Origin of the sequence: Klebsiella sp. GG_Kp173, from assembly GCF_040062415.1 — a bacterium.
In the GTDB taxonomy this organism is placed as follows: Bacteria; Pseudomonadota; Gammaproteobacteria; order Enterobacterales; family Enterobacteriaceae; genus Klebsiella; species Klebsiella quasipneumoniae.
The window spans coordinates 64,680-81,051 of the sequence record NZ_JBEAFZ010000080.1; the positions used below are offsets into that span (position 1 = coordinate 64,680).

12 protein-coding genes and 1 pseudogene are annotated in these 16,372 nt (G+C 63.2%); 4 read left to right on the plus strand and 9 right to left on the minus strand.

The window, feature by feature from the left end; all coding sequences use genetic code 11:
- Positions 1-56 precede the first annotated feature (56 nt).
- Together ABLU50_RS18090 and ABLU50_RS18095 are read left to right on the plus strand one after the other, a co-directional pair.
- Positions 57-1,424 (plus strand): L-serine ammonia-lyase, encoded by a 1,368-nt coding sequence (locus ABLU50_RS18090; protein WP_087833243.1) that lies wholly within the window; start codon positions 57-59, stop codon positions 1,422-1,424.
- Between the two features lie 131 nt (positions 1,425-1,555).
- Positions 1,556-2,497, plus strand: a complete 942-nt coding sequence (locus ABLU50_RS18095) for an aliphatic sulfonate ABC transporter substrate-binding protein (protein ID WP_348864915.1) — start codon at positions 1,556-1,558, stop codon at positions 2,495-2,497.
- Positions 2,498-2,542: 45 nt separating this feature from the next.
- On the opposite strand, the pseudogene ABLU50_RS18100 reads toward ABLU50_RS18095, so the two are convergent.
- The 8 genes and pseudogenes from ABLU50_RS18100 to ssuD all read right to left on the minus strand — a co-directional run bounded on the left by ABLU50_RS18100 (position 2,543) and on the right by ssuD (position 12,077).
- Positions 2,543-3,766 (minus strand): annotated as a pseudogene (locus tag ABLU50_RS18100) (acyl-CoA dehydrogenase family protein).
- Between the two features lie 10 nt (positions 3,767-3,776).
- Entirely contained in the window at positions 3,777-5,198 is a 1,422-nt protein-coding gene (locus tag ABLU50_RS18105; protein ID WP_017899191.1) for an MFS transporter, read from the minus strand.
- Positions 5,199-5,391: 193 nt separating this feature from the next.
- Entirely contained in the window at positions 5,392-6,270 is an 879-nt protein-coding gene (locus tag ABLU50_RS18110; protein WP_004205538.1) for a MetQ/NlpA family ABC transporter substrate-binding protein, read from the minus strand.
- Positions 6,267-6,965 (minus strand): methionine ABC transporter permease, encoded by a 699-nt coding sequence (locus ABLU50_RS18115; RefSeq protein ID WP_017899192.1) that lies wholly within the window; start codon positions 6,963-6,965, stop codon positions 6,267-6,269. Before ABLU50_RS18115 ends, ABLU50_RS18110 begins: the two co-directional genes overlap by 4 nt.
- Positions 6,962-7,984: an ATP-binding cassette domain-containing protein gene (locus ABLU50_RS18120; protein WP_023319026.1), complete on the minus strand. Its 1,023-nt coding sequence runs from the start codon at positions 7,982-7,984 to the stop codon at positions 6,962-6,964. Before ABLU50_RS18120 ends, ABLU50_RS18115 begins: the two co-directional genes overlap by 4 nt.
- A complete protein-coding gene (locus ABLU50_RS18125) occupies positions 7,981-9,387 on the minus strand; it encodes an LLM class flavin-dependent oxidoreductase (RefSeq protein ID WP_023319027.1) in 1,407 nt (468 codons plus the stop codon). The genes ABLU50_RS18120 and ABLU50_RS18125 overlap by 4 nt, the downstream gene beginning before the upstream one ends.
- A gap of 73 nt (positions 9,388-9,460) precedes the next feature.
- Positions 9,461-10,858, minus strand: a complete 1,398-nt coding sequence (locus ABLU50_RS18130) for an FAD-dependent oxidoreductase (RefSeq protein WP_069602516.1) — start codon at positions 10,856-10,858, stop codon at positions 9,461-9,463.
- Between the two features lie 46 nt (positions 10,859-10,904).
- On the minus strand, positions 10,905-12,077 hold the full coding sequence (gene ssuD, locus ABLU50_RS18135) for an FMNH2-dependent alkanesulfonate monooxygenase (protein WP_323083818.1): 1,173 nt from the start codon (positions 12,075-12,077) through the stop codon (positions 10,905-10,907).
- A gap of 272 nt (positions 12,078-12,349) precedes the next feature.
- On the opposite strand from ssuD, the gene ABLU50_RS18140 reads away from it, so the two are divergent.
- Together ABLU50_RS18140 and xni are read left to right on the plus strand one after the other, a co-directional pair.
- Positions 12,350-14,293: a sigma-54-dependent Fis family transcriptional regulator gene (locus ABLU50_RS18140; protein WP_053810009.1), complete on the plus strand. Its 1,944-nt coding sequence runs from the start codon at positions 12,350-12,352 to the stop codon at positions 14,291-14,293.
- 96 nt (positions 14,294-14,389) lie between these two features.
- Entirely contained in the window at positions 14,390-15,145 is a 756-nt protein-coding gene (gene xni, locus ABLU50_RS18145) for a flap endonuclease Xni (RefSeq protein ID WP_023319031.1), read from the plus strand.
- Between the two features lie 58 nt (positions 15,146-15,203).
- On the opposite strand, the gene fucO is transcribed toward xni, so the two are convergent.
- Complete coding sequence (gene fucO, locus ABLU50_RS18150; protein WP_004205528.1) at positions 15,204-16,352, minus strand: lactaldehyde reductase; 1,149 nt, start codon at positions 16,350-16,352, stop codon at positions 15,204-15,206.
- Positions 16,353-16,372: the final 20 nt, after the last annotated feature.

Below are 16,372 nucleotides of genomic sequence, written 5' to 3' on the forward strand. Positions count from 1 at the left end.
ACCTCCCCCCCGCGCCGCTGAACGGGGGCGCGCTTTCCGACAGCACGGGAATACATATGATCAGCGTATTCGATATCTTTAAAATCGGCATTGGCCCTTCCAGCTCCCATACCGTTGGACCGATGAAAGCGGGCAAACAATTTACTGACGACCTGATCGCGCGCGGCCTGCTGGCCGAGGTGAGCAAAGTCGTCGTCGACGTCTACGGCTCCCTCTCCCTGACCGGTAAAGGCCACCATACCGATATCGCGATTATCATGGGGCTCGCCGGCAACCTGCCGGACACCGTCGACATTGACGCCATTCCGGGATTTATTCAGGACGTTAACACCCATGGTCGCCTGATGCTGGCCAACGGCCAGCACGAAGTGGACTTCCCGGTCGATCAGTGCATGAATTTCCATGCCGACAACCTGTCGCTGCATGAAAACGGCATGCGCATCACCGCCCTGGCCGGCAACCAGGTGCTCTACAGCCAGACGTACTACTCCATCGGCGGCGGCTTTATCGTCGATGAAGCGCACTTCGGCCAGACCACCGACGCGCCGGTGGCCGTCCCTTACCCCTATAAAAACGCCGCCGACCTGCAGCGTCACTGCCGCGAAACCGGGCTGTCGCTCTCCGGCCTGATGATGCAGAACGAACTGGCGCTACACAGTAAAGAGGCACTGGAGCAACACTTCGCCGCGGTGTGGGAAGTGATGAGCGCCGGGATTGAGCGCGGCATTACCACCGAAGGCGTCCTGCCGGGCAAACTGCGCGTTCCGCGCCGGGCCGCCGCGCTGCGCCGCATGCTGGTGAGCCAGGACACCACCAACAGCGACCCGATGGCGGTGGTCGACTGGATCAATATGTTCGCTCTCGCGGTGAACGAAGAGAACGCCGCCGGTGGCCGGGTGGTAACCGCGCCGACCAACGGCGCCTGCGGTATCGTGCCGGCAGTGCTGGCCTATTACGACAAGTTTATCCGCAAGGTGAACAGCAACTCCCTGGCCCGCTATATGCTGGTGGCCAGCGCGATTGGTTCGCTGTATAAGATGAACGCCTCGATCTCCGGCGCCGAAGTGGGTTGCCAGGGTGAAGTGGGCGTCGCCTGCTCAATGGCGGCGGCCGGTCTGGCGGAACTGCTGGGCGGCAGCCCGGGCCAGGTGTGCATCGCGGCAGAGATCGCCATGGAGCATAACCTCGGTCTGACCTGCGACCCGGTCGCCGGCCAGGTGCAGGTGCCTTGCATCGAACGCAACGCTATCGCCGCCGTGAAAGCGGTCAACGCCGCGCGAATGGCGCTGCGCCGGACCAGCGAGCCGCGCGTCTGCCTCGATAAAGTCATTGAGACCATGTACGAAACCGGCAAAGACATGAACGCCAAGTACCGGGAAACCTCCCGCGGTGGTCTGGCGATGAAGATTGTCGCCTGCGATTAACCTGCTGGCCCGCCACGCGTCGCCGCGGCGGGCCCTCTCACCCACCTTTTGTTATATCAATTAAAATTTAGTTATTTAATGGTTATAAGCGCTGTTTGTTACCTTACGCAAAACGCTAAGGAGAACAGACAATGTCCAACCGATTCCGCCCCGCCTGGCTGCTGGTCCTCGCCGCCCTTTCCGCCTCCGCGCTGGCCAAAGCGCCGGAGACCGTCAACATCGGCTATCAAAAGGCGAACATCTTCGCGCTGCTGAAATATCGCGGCACCCTGGATGAGAGCCTGAAAAAACAGGGCATTGCCGTCCGCTGGGTCGAATTCCCCGCCGGTCCGCAAATGCTGGAGGGGCTCAACGTCGGCAGTATCGATCTGGCCGCCACCGGCGATGCGCCGCCGGCCTTTCCCCCGGCGGCGCAAGCCGATCTGGTCTACCTTGCCCACTCCCCCGCTAACCCAAAAACGGAAGCGATTGTGGTCCCTGAGCAGTCGACGATCCGCAGCGTAGCCGATCTGAAGGGCAAGCGCGTGGGGCTGAACAAGGGGTCCGACGTCAACTACCTGCTGGTCGCCGCGCTGGAAAAAGCGGGCCTCAGCTATAAAGACATCACCCCGGTCTATCTGCCGCCGGCGGACGCCCGCGCCGCTTTCCAGCGCGGGGCGATTGATGCGTGGGTGATCTGGGATCCGTTCCTCGCGGAAGTGGAAACCAACGCGAAAGCCCGACAAATAAGCAACGCCGAGGGGCTGGTGCCGCACTACACCTTCTATCTCGCCAGCCGTAAGTTTGCGGATACCTACCCGGAGACGGCAAAACAGGTGGTGGATGAGCTGGGTAAACTCAGTGTGTGGGCGAACAGCCATCAGGACGAGGCCGCCGGCCTCCTGTCGACCTCAACCGGGCTGGATAAAGCCATCTGGCTGAAGACCCTGGCCCGCCTGCCCTACGGCGCTGAACGCATGACGCCGGCGGTGTATAACGAACAGCAGGCGCTGGCGGATACCTTTACGCGCATCGGCCTGCTGCCGGTGAAAGTCGACGTACGCAGCGCCACCTGGTCGCTGGATAAACCTTAGTTTTCCCGGCGGCGGGAGGCATTGCGCCCCCCGTCGCCGACGGACTTATCCCGCCGTTTTCTCACCATTGCCAATCTGCCAGATGAAGGTCGGCGCCTCACCGTTCACCAGCCAGTTTCCGATATTGCGCGCCTTGTAAATCACCGGATTATGCGAGGCGACCGTCCGCGCATTGCGCCAGTGACGGTCCAGCGCCAGACGGGTACGCGTATCCGACGCCCCGAGGGCATTGAACAGCTCCGTCGCCGCCCGCGGGATCCAGTCGCTGGCGATCACCTGCGCCTGCGCCGCTTCCACTTCCGCCAGCTGGTTGCGCCGGGCGATCAGCGCTTCGTCGTCGCTGACGTGCGCCACATAGGCCTGCTGCAGCGATTCCGCGGCCTGCAGGACCGCGGCCCGAGTCGCCCATGCCCAGCTGCTAATCTGCCCAACGACCTGCAGAACCTGGGCATCATCGCGCGGTACGGCGGCGTTGCCGTGGCTGTACATCCGGGACCGGTGTTTGACGCCCTGCGCGGCATCCCGCTCAACCGCCAGGCCGATGCCCGCGAGGGTCGCCAGCAGCACATGCTGATAGAAGGCGGTCTGATAGCGAAAGCGCTGGGCAAAGTCGTAGACGTGGTCGGTTTCCACCCGGGCGTCGGTGAAGCGGGTGGTCCCGCTGCCAGTCAGCCGCTAGCCAAAGCCATCCCAGTCATCTTCCCGCGCCACGCCGGGCTGTTGGGTGCTGACCAGGGCAATCACATCGCCACCGGTATCGCTGCGCCGGGCAAACACATCGATCCAGTCGGCGTACAGCGCGCCGGTGCTGTAGAACTTCTCGCCGTCGAGTCGCCAGCCGCCCTCTGCCGGCGTCACCCGAGTGTTCACCTCCCCCAGCTTAACCGCGCCGATCTCCGTCCAGCCGCTGCCCACCAGCTCGCCGTCAAGGAAGCGACGAAACCAGCGGTCGCGCCCGGCGGAATCCGGCTGATTCAGCTGATCTTCCACAAAAGCAAAGTGCGCGCGCAGGGCCTGCGGCAGGTTAGAATCCGCTTGCGCCAGCTCAATCAGCAGCGCGCTGAGCTGCGGCAGCGAAGCACCCCAGCCGCCCTTCTCGCGCGGGATACGCAGCGTGCCGAAGCCCGCTTCTTTCAGCCAGCGGATCGGCTCCTCGGGCAGAACGCGCTGCTGTTCGCGTTCCGCGGCGCCCTGGGCGATGCGGGTGAATATCGGGCGGAAGGCGGCCGCCAGCGCGTCATAATCGGTGCCAGTGGAGAGCAAGGTCATAGTCGGTTCCTTATTCATGAATTGCGTCAATATCTTCTCGTGTCGGTTCATGACGGACCGCCAGCAGGAAGAAAATGGGAATAATGGCGGCAAGCGAGACCACCCAGAACATCTGCGTGCCGAGCGAGGCCTGCAGCAGCGGCAGAATAAACAGCGCCAGCGCGCTGCCGATCCCGGAAAGCGCCCGGCTGAAACCGACCCCGGTGGCGCGAATGGCGGTGGGATAGGAGAGCGCCGGGTAGATCATCAGCTGCGCCCCCGGGCCAAATCCTTCGGCGAACAGCCACAGTCCCAGCATCGCGATGGCCAGTACGATGCCTGCCGTCGCGTGCGGTTGCCCCACCAGCGCCAGCACAATCAGCGCCACAAACTGCAGGGCAAAGCCGGCTATCGCCACATGACGCGAAGGATATTTCCACGCCAGATGCATACCAAGCAGCCCGCCGGTAAAGGCAAACAGGGCGTTCAGCCCCAGTGATGCCGAAATAGTTTCGAAGACGCCAGCCCCGAGAAACTGGGCAAGAATTGACGGCAGGAAAAAGGCAATCGCCGTGTACTCGAAGGAGATACAGATATTCATCACCCCGGCGACGATAGTCCGCTCACGGTAGGGTTTTTCGAACAGCACGCGAAAGCTCACTTTCGGCGCCGGCGCCGGTTTCGCCGTCGGGACCTCATGGGCATGGATCCCCCAGGAGTCGCGTAAGATGCGCACCGCAGAGGTCAGATCGCCCTGGTTCGCCGCCCACAGCGGGGATTCGTTCATGAACCGGCTGCGGACGGCGATAATCAGCAGCGCCGGCACGGCGCCGAACAGCAGGGAGGCGCGCCACAGCCAGTCAAGATGCTCCTGCGGCAACAGGAAATAGAGACCGAAGATAATAAGAAAGCAGACGGTTGAGGCGGCGTACCACATCGGGCACCACGCCGCGAGGCGAGCCGCTTTGTTGCCTTTGCCGGCAAAGCGGGAAAACTCGGCCAGATAGGACATCGCCACCGGCAGGTCGATGCCGACGCCGATGCCCATCAGGAAGCGAGCGCCAATCAACACCCAGACGTTTGGCGCCAGCCCGGCGGCGATAGCCGAAATAACGAAAAAGAACATATCGGCCATAAACACCGAATAGCGACCATATTTATCGGTCAGCCAGCCGCCAATAATATTGCCGACAATGGTCCCGACCATAATGGAGGAGGTCACAAGGCCGGTCAGCAGCGGCGAGAGCTGAAATTCACGCACGACGTCATCAATACCGTAAGAGAGCGTGGTTAAGTCATACGCGTCGAGAAAAACGCCGCCCAGCGCGAGGAAGACAATCATCCGCGCATATTTCGCCTGTTCCCTGCCGGAATTAATTAGCCGCGCCACATCCCCGACGCTACTGACCGGTACCGAAGCGATACCGGGATTATCCACTGGTAATGTACTCATTTTTTCACCTTATTATTTTGTGCAGGTCATCAGCGGTTATAAACCTCGAGCGGCGAGAATCAAAACAACAATTCATACTATAAAAATCAATATAATCAATAAGTTAATTAAAATCACCAGCACAAAAAGGACGCGCTTTCGCGCATCCTAAAAGGAAGTAAATAACAACGAAAAGAGACGTCGTGCAGGACGCTTATTCCGCCGATACCGGAACTAATACGTCTTTTACCAGCGGATCGTTGGTGGTTTTTAACCACGTCTGGATCCGTGGGTCAGAAAAGGCCTGTTTTAATTTGACGATATTTTCCTGCGATAAATACGGCGTACCAATCACTAATTGCGAAGCAAAGGTGCGCGGCGCCGGCGGGAATAAAATACCTTTCTCACGCGGCACTTTCCCGGCGTCAAATTGCGAGACATAGCCGATGGCGGCATCCACCGAATTTAACGCCCGCGGCATGGTCAGCAGATCCAGCTCTTTAAAGACAAACTGATGCGGGTTGTCGACAATATTTTTCAGCTTCGCCGTGCGCGGCTCTACCGCCGGGTCGAGCGAGATCAAACCAATGCGCTGCAGCAGCCACAGAGCCTGTCCCTGATTGGCGCCGTCGTCAGGCACCACGATGGTCGCGCCGTTGGGCAACGCCTGTACCGACGAGTAGCGGTCGGAATAGATGCCGAACGCCCACTGGAACACCGGCACCGTAGTCGACAGCGCAAAGCCGTTGGCGTCCACCACCTGTTTAAGCCACCACTGATGCTGATAGATCGTCCCGGCATACTGTCCTTCCGCTACCGCGCGGTCAGCCTGAACCGGATCCTGCACCCCCACCGCCTCCAGCTTCAGGCCGTAATCGGGCGCAATATGCTGATTAATATATTCAATAATCCGCTGCTCGCCGGCCATCGCCGGCTCATAGTGAATTTTTAACGTGCTGCCGAAGACCACCTGCTGGCTTTGGGTATGTCCCCGCCACCACCAGAAAGCGATGGCGAGCAGGATAATCACCGCCAGCGCCGCCAGCCAGGGCCAGCGCCGCGCTTTACGTAACTCAAATTGCTCTGTTGTCATACAAGGTTCCCCTGCGTGTGGCGTAAACGGTTGACCAGGCGGTCACCCAAAAATTGAATCACCTGGATCGTGGCGATCAGGGCCACGATCGTCGCGATCATGATGTGGTTGTCGAAGCGCTGATAGCCGTACACCACGGCCAGGTAGCCGATGCCCCCGGCGCCGATGGTCCCGGCGATAGCCGAATACTCGATCATCGAGACCAGGTTTAGCGTCACCGCCGCCACCAGCGCCGGCAATGCTTCACTGAGCTGCGCGCTGGCAATGATTTGCCAGCGCGATCCACCGCAGACGACGCCCACCGCGGTGACCTCCGCCGGCAGCTCGCGCAGCGCGTTCTCCACCAGACGGCCAAAGAACGGGACGCCGGCGGCGATCATGGGCACCACCGCGGCGGGGATGCCAATCGTGGTGCCGGTCAGCCAGTAAGTGAACGGGATAATAGCGGCCATCAGCACCAGAAACGGCAGCGAACGTCCCATGTTGACCACCCAGTTCAGCAGCCGGTACAGCAGTGCGTGCGGAAATAATCCCCGCGGCGAGGCGTTAAATAGCACCACCCCCACCAGCCCTCCCAGCGTGACGACAAACAGCATCACAATGGCCACCATTAGCCAGGTTTCGCCATAGGCGGGAAGCAGCAGCGAAGGGATTTCGCTCCAGGGGGTATCCTGGCTGATGACTGTCGGTTTCATACCGCCTCCCTGAGCAACGGCGCGCTGTCGAGGATCTCCGCCGTCATGCCGAGCTGCGCCAGCAGGCCCTGCAGCCGCGCGGGCGACAGGCGTTCGCCCTGAAAGCGCACTCCAACCTGCAGACGACCGGCCAGCCGACCGTTAATCACCTCGACGTGGCCGCCAAGAAGATCGATCTGCAGCGCCCACTGCTGGCTCAGGCGGCTGATCCAGTCGGTGGCCACCGGCACATCCCAGCGGTAGCTCAGACGCAGCAGCAAATCGCTGTGGGCCGCTGCCGCCGGCGTCAGCGGCAACAGCTGCTGGCCGAGCAGGGAATCGGGACGCGCCAGTAGATCTTCGAGCCGCCCGTACTGGACGATCGTCCCGTCGCGGATCTCCGCCACCGCATCCGCCGCCGAGCGCACGGCGTCCATTTCATGGGTGATCAGGACGATCGCCAACTGGTACTCATCACGCAGCCGCTTGAGCAGAGTCAGCACCGAGGCCGTGGCCTGAGGATCGAGGCCGGAGGTGGCTTCATCCGCCAGCAGAACGGACGGGCGCAGCGCCAGCGCGCGGGCAATGGCGATCCGCTGGCGCTGGCCGCCGGAGAGCTGGGCCGGCCAGGCATCTGCTTTGTGGCTCAGGCCGACGCTCTCCAGCAGCTCACCGACCCGCGCCTTGATATCGCGCTCCACCACGCCAAGCCACGCCAGCGGCAGGGCGACATTCTCCCAGGCGGTCCTGCGGCTCAGCAGCGCCGAAGACTGGAAAACGGTGCCAATCGCCCGCCTCTCCCGGCGCAGCGCCTCGCCGGACAGCACCGACAGATCCAGGCCATTGATACGAATGCTGCCGCTGTCCGGGCGCTCCAGCAGGCTGATGCAGCGCGCGAGAGTTGATTTACCGGCGCCGCTCGGCCCCACCACCGCGGTGATGGAGCGCTCAGGCACCTGCAGCGACAGCCCTTTCAGCACCGCGCTGAGCCGGCCATCCGCCGTGCGGTAGCTTTTATGCAGATCATCGATAGCGATCATGTCACCTTCTCCTCTACCGATGCCGCCGTGCGCGCATCGCGTCGGTAGCTGGCGCCCGGGTGAGGCGCGGCCAGACGCGGGCCGGCGCCGAACAGTTTTTCGCGCAGGGTCCCCTCACGGTACTCTTGCTTAAAGACGCCGCGCTTTTGCAGCTCTGGCACCAGCAGCTCGACGACGTCGCGGAAGGTTTCGTGGGTGACGGCATAGGCAAGGTTAAAGCCATCGACATCCGTCTCTTCGACCCAGGACTGCAGTTCGTCCGCCACGGTTTGCGCGCTGCCGACCACCAGCGGGCCGAAGCCGCCGATACCTGCCCAGTCGGCCAGGGCCTGCACCGTCCACTGCCGGTTCGGGTCCGCAGTGGAGAAGGCCTCCACCGCCGACTGAATGGCGTTGGTGTGCAGATACTTCAGCACCTGATCCGGCTGATACTGGCCGAAATCGATCCCCGTCCAGCCGGAGAGCAGCGCCAGCGCGCCTTCATAACTGACGTACTGCTTATATTCCTGCCATTTCGCCTGCGCCTCGCGGTCGGTGTCGCCAACAATTACCGTCTGCAGATTGAAGATCAGAATGCTGTGCGGATCGCGCCCGGCCTCAGCCGCCCGGCGGCGAATATCCGCCACCGTCTTCTTCAGCAGCACTTTCGACGGCGCAGCGACGAAGACGCATTCGGCATGGCCGGCGGCGAACTGTTTGCCGCGGCTGGACGCTCCCGCCTGATACAGTACCGGTGTGCGCTGCGGGGATGGCTCGCAGAGGTGGATCCCAGGCACGGAAAAGAACTGTCCCTGATGGTTAATGGGATGGATTTTCCGCGGATCGCTGAAGATCTTGCGCTCTCTGTCGCGCAGCACCGCCCCGTCCTCCCAGCTTCCCTCCAGCAGTTTGTAGATCACCTGCAAATACTCATCGGCATAGTCATAGCGGGTGTCGTGGTCGGTCTGAGTTTGCTGGCCGATATTGCGCGCCCCGCTCTCCAGATAGGAGGTGACGATGTTCCAGCCCACCCGCCCTTTGGTCAGATGGTCGAGCGTCGACAGACGACGGGCGAAGGGGTAAGGATGCTCAAACGACAGCGAGGCGGTCAGACCGAAGCCCAGATGCTCCGTCACCAGCGCCATCGGAGTGATCAGGGCCAGCGGATCGTTGACCGGCACCTGCGTCGCCTGGCGGATCGCCGCGTCGCCGCTGCCGTTCAGCACGTCGTAGACGCCAAGCACGTCGGCGATAAACAGCCCGTCGAACTTGCCGCGCTCCAGCAGTCGCGCCAGATCCACCCAGTACTCCAGATCTTTATACTGCCAGGAGCGATCCCGGGGATGCGCCCACAGGCCCGGCGACTGATGGCCGACGCAGTTCATATCGAAAGCGTTAAGACGAATTTCACGTTGTGATGACATAGTAATCTCCATAGCGCGGCCCGTCGCCGGGGCGCACGCGTCAAAATGAATCAGGGAAGGTAAAGGGGGGTATTCAGTACGCTGGACATCGGGAGTCCTGCGGGATCCCGAGCGTGAGTAACGCTTGCGCCGCCACCTCAGCGGCATGGTCGGCTACCTGCGGCAGGCCCATCAGTTCGCCAAAACGCCCGCGGGCGGCCGGACCGGCCACCAGCACCGGCGGCGCCTCAACCTGCGGATCAGCCACTGCCCGGGAACGGCTGTCCACCTCCAGGCCCATGCCGAGAGCATCAGCGCGAATAAGGCCGCGGCGGGCAAGGTCCTGTAAAAATGGCTGGCTGTCGGTTAGGGCACGGTGCGCGGGTCCGGTCGTCAGGATCAGGTGATCGACGCTCAGGGTCTGCACGCCGCCGCCGCGCCGCGCCAGCGTCAGACGCAGCGTCTCGCCTTCAGCGCTCATCGACAGTAGCCTGGCCGCCTGCACCTGCAGACTGCCCGTGCGCTGGCGCGCCTCCAGCACCTCGGCGACCTGCGGCGCCACGCGGTAGCGGTGGACATCCCAGTAATGGCGCAGATGGCGCAGAAAACGCTGGCGATCGGCGACGCTGAGCGCCTGCCAGATCCGCTGCCCCTGCTGGCGGACCGCATCCAGCACCACCTGCCAGCTCAGGCCCTGCTGCGCCGCATACGCCACATCGAGGCGGATCTGGCGCAGGCGCTGGCGCAAGTTGCCCTGCTGATAGTCGCCGGGCCATGCTGCCCCCGCGCCGCTGAGGTTACCGCGCGACAGCAGGCCGTGGCGCGAAAAGGCGATGATACTGCCGCGGTGGCCCAACCGGTCCAGCGTCGCGACCGTATCGGCCATGGTTAATCCGGTGCCCATCACCGCCACCCGGGCGTGCGGGGCGATGGCGTCGAGCGCGCCAGGCTGCCACGGGTTGGCAATCAGCGCCGGATGGTGACGCCAGGCTTCGGCTTGCGCCGGCAGCGAAGGCGGTGGATGGCTGATCGCCAGCACCAGCAGGTCGGCCTTAAGCTGCAGTCCACCCTCGGTGCGAACCGTCCCCTGATCAAAAGCGAACGCCCGATCGCGCAGGTGGCGCAGCCGTCCGCCGCTGGCGGCCGCGGCGTCGGAAAAACGCTGTGCCACATAGCGACCAAACTGGCCGCGCTGAGGGTAGACGGAACCGTCCGGGCGCAGCGCCTGCGCATCGGCGGCAAAGGCAGGCTGACGGCGGTACCAGCGATCGAAGGCGCCCTCTTCATCACCGGTCAGTTGCATACGGGCGGCCGGGACGTTAATCCGGTGCGTCGGCTCCGCGGTGGAGTAGGCTACCCCGGCGCCGGGAGTCTGACGCGGCTCCAGCAGCGTCACGCGCACCCCGTTCGGCGCCAGGCGCAGAAGCTCAATCGCCACCGCCGCGCCGCTAAAGCCGCCGCCGATAATCACGATATGCGGTTCTGCACTCATCGCCGCCCTCCTCCGGTATGCTGTCTCATGGTCGCGCTCCTGGCCATCAGCTGGCGCTGGCCTGGCGCACCGGGCGCTTATCGCCGCCGATGGTTTCGCCAAAGGGACCGGTGTTCACGCTGCGCGCCTTCGACGAGGCCGCGTTTTCCAGCGGCAGCAGAGGCATCACCAACTCAGCGAAGCGGTGTGCCTCTTCCAGATGCGGGTAGCCGGAAAAGATAAAATTGCTGATGCCGAGCGCCTGATATTCGCGGATGCGCTCCGCCACCTGCTGAGGATTACCCACCAGCGCGGTTCCCGCGCCGCCGCGCACCAGCCCGACGCCGGCCCACAGATTAGGGGCAATACGCAGATTGTCGCGCGATCCCTGATGCAGGGCGCTCATCCGCGCCTGGCCAGCCGAGTCCATACGGGCGAAGATCTTTTGCGCCTGAGCGATGGTGTCGTCGTCAAGATGGGCGATCAGCCGGTCGGCGGCGGCCCACGCCTCCTCTTCCGTTTCGCGCACGATGACGTGCAGACGGATGCCATATTGCAGAGTGCGCCCGCGGGCCGCGGCGCGCTCGCGCACCACCGCCAGCTTCTCGGCCACCAGTTCCGGCGGTTCGCCCCACGTTAGATAACTGTCGATCTGTTCGGCCGCCACATCGATAGCCGCCTCAGAAGAGCCGCCGAAATAGAGTGGCGGGCCATTCTCCTGTACCGGCGGAAACAGCACTTCCGCCCCCTCGACATGAATATGCTCCCCGTGATAGTCCACTTTCTCCCCGCGCAGCAGGCGGGAGTAAACGTCGAGAAATTCGCGAGTCACCTGGTAGCGTTCGCTGTGACTGAGAAAGATGCCATCGCCTTTGTTTTCCACCGGGTCGCCACCGGTGACGACATTGATCAGCAGCCGTCCTTCCGATAAACGGTCAAGGGTGGCCGCCATCCGCGCCGCCAGAGTGGGCGGCTGCAGACCCGGTCTGACCTCCACCAGATAGCGCAGACGGCGGGTCAACGGCGCCAGCGCCGAGGCCACCAGCCACGAATCTTCACAGCTTTTACCGGTGGGGATCAGCACGCCGTAATAACCCAGGCTGTCGGCCGCCAGCGCCACCTGCTGCAGATAAGGTAAATCGACCGGACGTCCACCCTCGGTGGTGCCCAGATAGCGGCCATCGCCATGGGTAGGTAAGAACCAGAAGACATTGATCTTGTCGGGAACTTGCTGCGTCATTATCTATTTCCTATATAACCATATCCGATATTTATCGAAGAGAAGTTTTAATTTGGTTATATGAGTGTTAGCGATAATCATGCCAATGGTGAATAAAAAATTACATTTTTAAAATCAAGGAATTGAAAACATCCCACGCGCGTCGTGCTGTTGCAAATCCCGCAGCCGCCGCGCATCCGCTGGCGCATTTGCAACAGCCGTCGGCCTTTCCCCCTCTGGTTTCCGCCGCCGCCGCAGGATAAGTTCAGGAGGTCAACGACCGGAGGCCCGCTATGCTGAACCCAGAATCCCCTTCCACCGCGCCCGCGCTGATCGACCCGGCATCGAAGGCTTTCCAGAGCCTGCTGGACAAGCTCGCGCCGACGGAGGCTACCGTGCTGATCGTGGGCGAAACCGGCACCGGCAAGGAGGTGGTGGCGCGCTATCTCCATCACCACAGTCCCCGCCGCCAGCAGCCGTTTCTGGCCGTTAACTGCGGCGCGCTAACCGAGAGCCTTGCCGAAGCCGAACTGTTCGGCCATGAGAAAGGCGCCTTCACCGGCGCGCAGCAGGGACAGCCCGGCTGGTTTGAAGCCGCGGAAGGGGGGACGCTGCTGCTGGACGAGATCGGCGAATTAAGCCTGCCCCTGCAGGTCAAGCTGTTACGGGTGCTGCAGGAGCGCGAAATTACCCGCGTCGGCTCGCGCAAAGCGATTAAAGTGAATGTTCGGGTGATTGCCGCCACTCACGTCGACCTGGCCCAGGCAATCCGCGAGCGCCGCTTTCGCGAAGATCTCTACTATCGGCTGAATATCGCGGTAGTGCCGCTGCCGCCGCTGCGCCAGCGTCGGCAGGATATCCCGCAGCTGGCGCACCACTTTTTATCGCTCTATGCCCGCCGCCTCGGCCGGCCAACCCTGCGTCTGGCGCCGGAGTCGCTGGCCCGGCTGATGGACTATGCGTGGCCGGGTAATATTCGTGAGCTGGAAAACACCCTGCACAACGCGGTGCTGCTCAGTAAAGAAGAGGAGATTAGCCCCGCCCAGCTGCGCCTGGCGACGCTCAACGACGCCCCGTCGCCGGCGAGCGATCATGAACTGGACGACTTTATTCGCCACCAGCTGGCGCTTCCCGGCGAGCCGCTGTGGCAGCGGGTGACCAGCGCGCTGATCCGCCACGCCATGGCGCATTGCGACGATAATCAGAGCCAGGCGGCCGCGCTGTTAGGGATCAGTCGGCATACCTTACGCACCCAGCTCGCTAACCTCGGACTGATCAAAAGCCGCCGCCGTCCGCCTGCGCCGCCGCGGGCGTTCGCCAGCGCGACCGGGGCCGATCGCGAGCTGCGCATTGGCTACCAGCGCTTCGGCAGCCTCGGGATCCTGAAAGCCCGCCAGAGTCTGGAGACCGCCTTCGCCAGCCTCGGCGTCAACGTGCTGTGGAGCGAGTTTCCCGCCGGACCGCAGCTCCTTCACGCCCTCGCCTGCAACGAGATCGACTTTGGCACCACCGGAGAAGCGCCGCCGGTGTTCGCCCAGGCCAGCAACAGCGAACTGATGTACGTGGCATGGGAGCCGCCGGCGCCGCGCAGCGTGGCGATGGTCGTCCCGCAGGAGAGCGACATTCGCCAGCTCAGCGATCTGCGCGGAAAACGCATCGCCCTCAATAAAGGGTCGAATGTCCACTGGCTGCTGCTGCAGATCCTCGAGGACGCCGGGCTGGGGCTGAACGACGTGCGGGTGGTCTATACCCCGCCGAAATACCCGCTGACCGCCAGCGACTATCTGGCGGTGGACGCCTGGATGATGTGGGATCCGCTGCTCAGCGACGCCGAACACACCGGCGAGCTGCGGGTGGTCGCCAGCGGCGAAGGACGGGTCAACAACCATCAGTTTTATCTCTCGCGACGGGACTATCTCGCTCAGCACGGCGATATCATGCGCCGCCTGCTGACGGAGCTGACCCACACCGGGCAGTTTATCGACTCGCATCGTGGCGAAGCGGCCCGCTTACTGTCAGCAGAGCTGGGGATTGACGCCCGGTCGCTGCGCATCGCCCTCGCCCGCCGTAGCCATCGCCCAAGGCCGATGGATCTGTCGGTGATCCGCGCCCAGCAGACCATCGCCGATCGCTTTTACGCCCTCGGGCTTATCACCAAACCGGTCCCGGTGCGGGAAGCGGTGTGGTACGGCGAGCCCGTGCCCGGCGTCGCCAGCTCGCTGATGGCGGTCAGTTAGCGAAAATTGCGCGTTATCTTCCTGATTGTTCAGGCGCAGATAGCCTCGATCCGATGGCGATGTTACCCTAAAGACGCTGAGAATAAGGGGGTATCTGTGGCTGTTCATCTGTTAATCGTCGACGCGTTAAATCTGATCCGCCGCATCCACGCGGTGCAGGGTTCGCCCTGCGTCGATACCTGCCTGCATGCGCTGGAGCAGCTGATTGTCCACAGTCAGCCCACCCACGCGGTGGCGGTGTTTGATGATGAGGATCGCGCCCACGGCTGGCGCCACCAGCGCCTGCCGGAGTACAAAGCCGGCCGCGCGCCGATGCCGGATACGCTGGTCGCCGAGATGCCGGCGCTGCGGGCCGCCTTCGAACAGCGGGGGATCCGCTGCTGGGCCTCGCCGGGCAGCGAAGCGGACGATCTCGCCGCCACCCTGGCGGTGAAGGTGGCCCAGGCGGGCCATCAGGCCACCATTGTCTCCACCGACAAAGGCTACTGCCAGCTGCTGTCGCCCACCATCCGCATCCGCGACTACTTTCAGAAGCGCTGGCTGGACGCCCCCTTCATCGCCAGTGAGTTCGGCGTCACCCCGGAGCAGCTGGCGGATTACTGGGGGCTGGCGGGGATCAGCAGCTCGAAGGTGCCGGGCGTGGCGGGCATTGGCCCGAAAAGCGCCGCCCAGCTGCTGAACGAGTTTCAGGACCTGGAGGGGCTGTATGCCCGCCTGGCAGAGGTCCCGGAAAAGTGGCGCAAAAAGCTGGCAGCGCATCAGGAGATGGCCTTCACCTGCCGGGAAGTGGCCCGCCTGCAGACCGACCTACAGCTGGATGGCAATCTGCAGCAGCTGCGGCTGACGCGCTGACCCTACCCGAGCGTGGTGCCGGCGCGGCGGCACCGCCTGCTTCCCCCGGGCCGGCCCCTCACCAGGCCGCCTGATATAACTCGACGATATCGGCCAGGCTCGCCTCGCGCGGGTTGCCGCCGGTACACACATCCGCCAGCGCCGCCTGGGCCAGCGCCGGAATATCCTCTTTCCTGACGTCCACCTCGCGCAGATGGCCGGGAATACCGACATCGCGGTTTAGCTGGCACACCGCCTCCACCGCCGCCAGACGCGCGGCGCTCAGGCTTAACGCTTCCCCTTTGACGCCCATCGCCCTGGCGATATCGCGATATTTTTCCCCGGTCGCCTCAGCATTAAAGCGCATCACGTGCGGCAGCAGGATGGCATTCGCCACGCCGTGCGGCGTGTTGTAAAAAGCGCCGAGCGGATGCGCCATGCCGTGCACCAGGCCAAGCCCGACGTTGGAAAATCCCATTCCCGCCACATACTGGCCGAGCGCCATAGCTTCCCCCGCTCCGGCGTCGCCGGCAACCGAGCCGCGTAGCGCGCCGGCGATGATCTCGATGGCCTTGAGGTGCAGCGCATCGGTCAATGCCCAGGCGCCGCGAGTGAGGTACCCTTCGATAGCGTGCGTCAGGGCGTCTACGCCGGTGGCCGCCTTCAGCGCCGGCGGCATGGCGTCCATCATATCGGCATCGATAAAGGCCACCTGCGGAATATCGTGCGGGTCGACGCAGACGAATTTGCGCCGCTGTTCTTCATCGGTGATGACATAGTTAATCGTCACCTCCGCCGCGGTACCCGCGGTGGTCGGCACCGCGAAGATCGGCACGCTGGGCTGACGGGTGGGCGACAGCCCCTCCAGGCTGCGAACATCGGCGAACGCCGGGTTACGCTGAATAATACCGATCGCCTTACAGGTATCCTGCGGCGAACCGCCGCCGATGGCGATCAGGTAATCCGCCCCGCTGCGCTGAAAGGCCTGCAACCCCTGCTGAACCACGGCGATGGTGGGGTTCGGGATCACGTCGCTGAACATGTCCCATGCCAGCCCGGCGGCGTCCAGTTTGTCAGTGACTTTTGCCGCCACGCCGCACTTCGCGAGGGTCCTGTCGGTCACAATCAATGCCTTGCGATAACCGCGCCGCATCACTTCATCGGTTAATGCGTTTATCGCCCCCCGGCCAAACCACGCCGTTTCGTTGAGGATCATTCGGTTTGCCATCGCGTCTCTCCTGTTAGGGT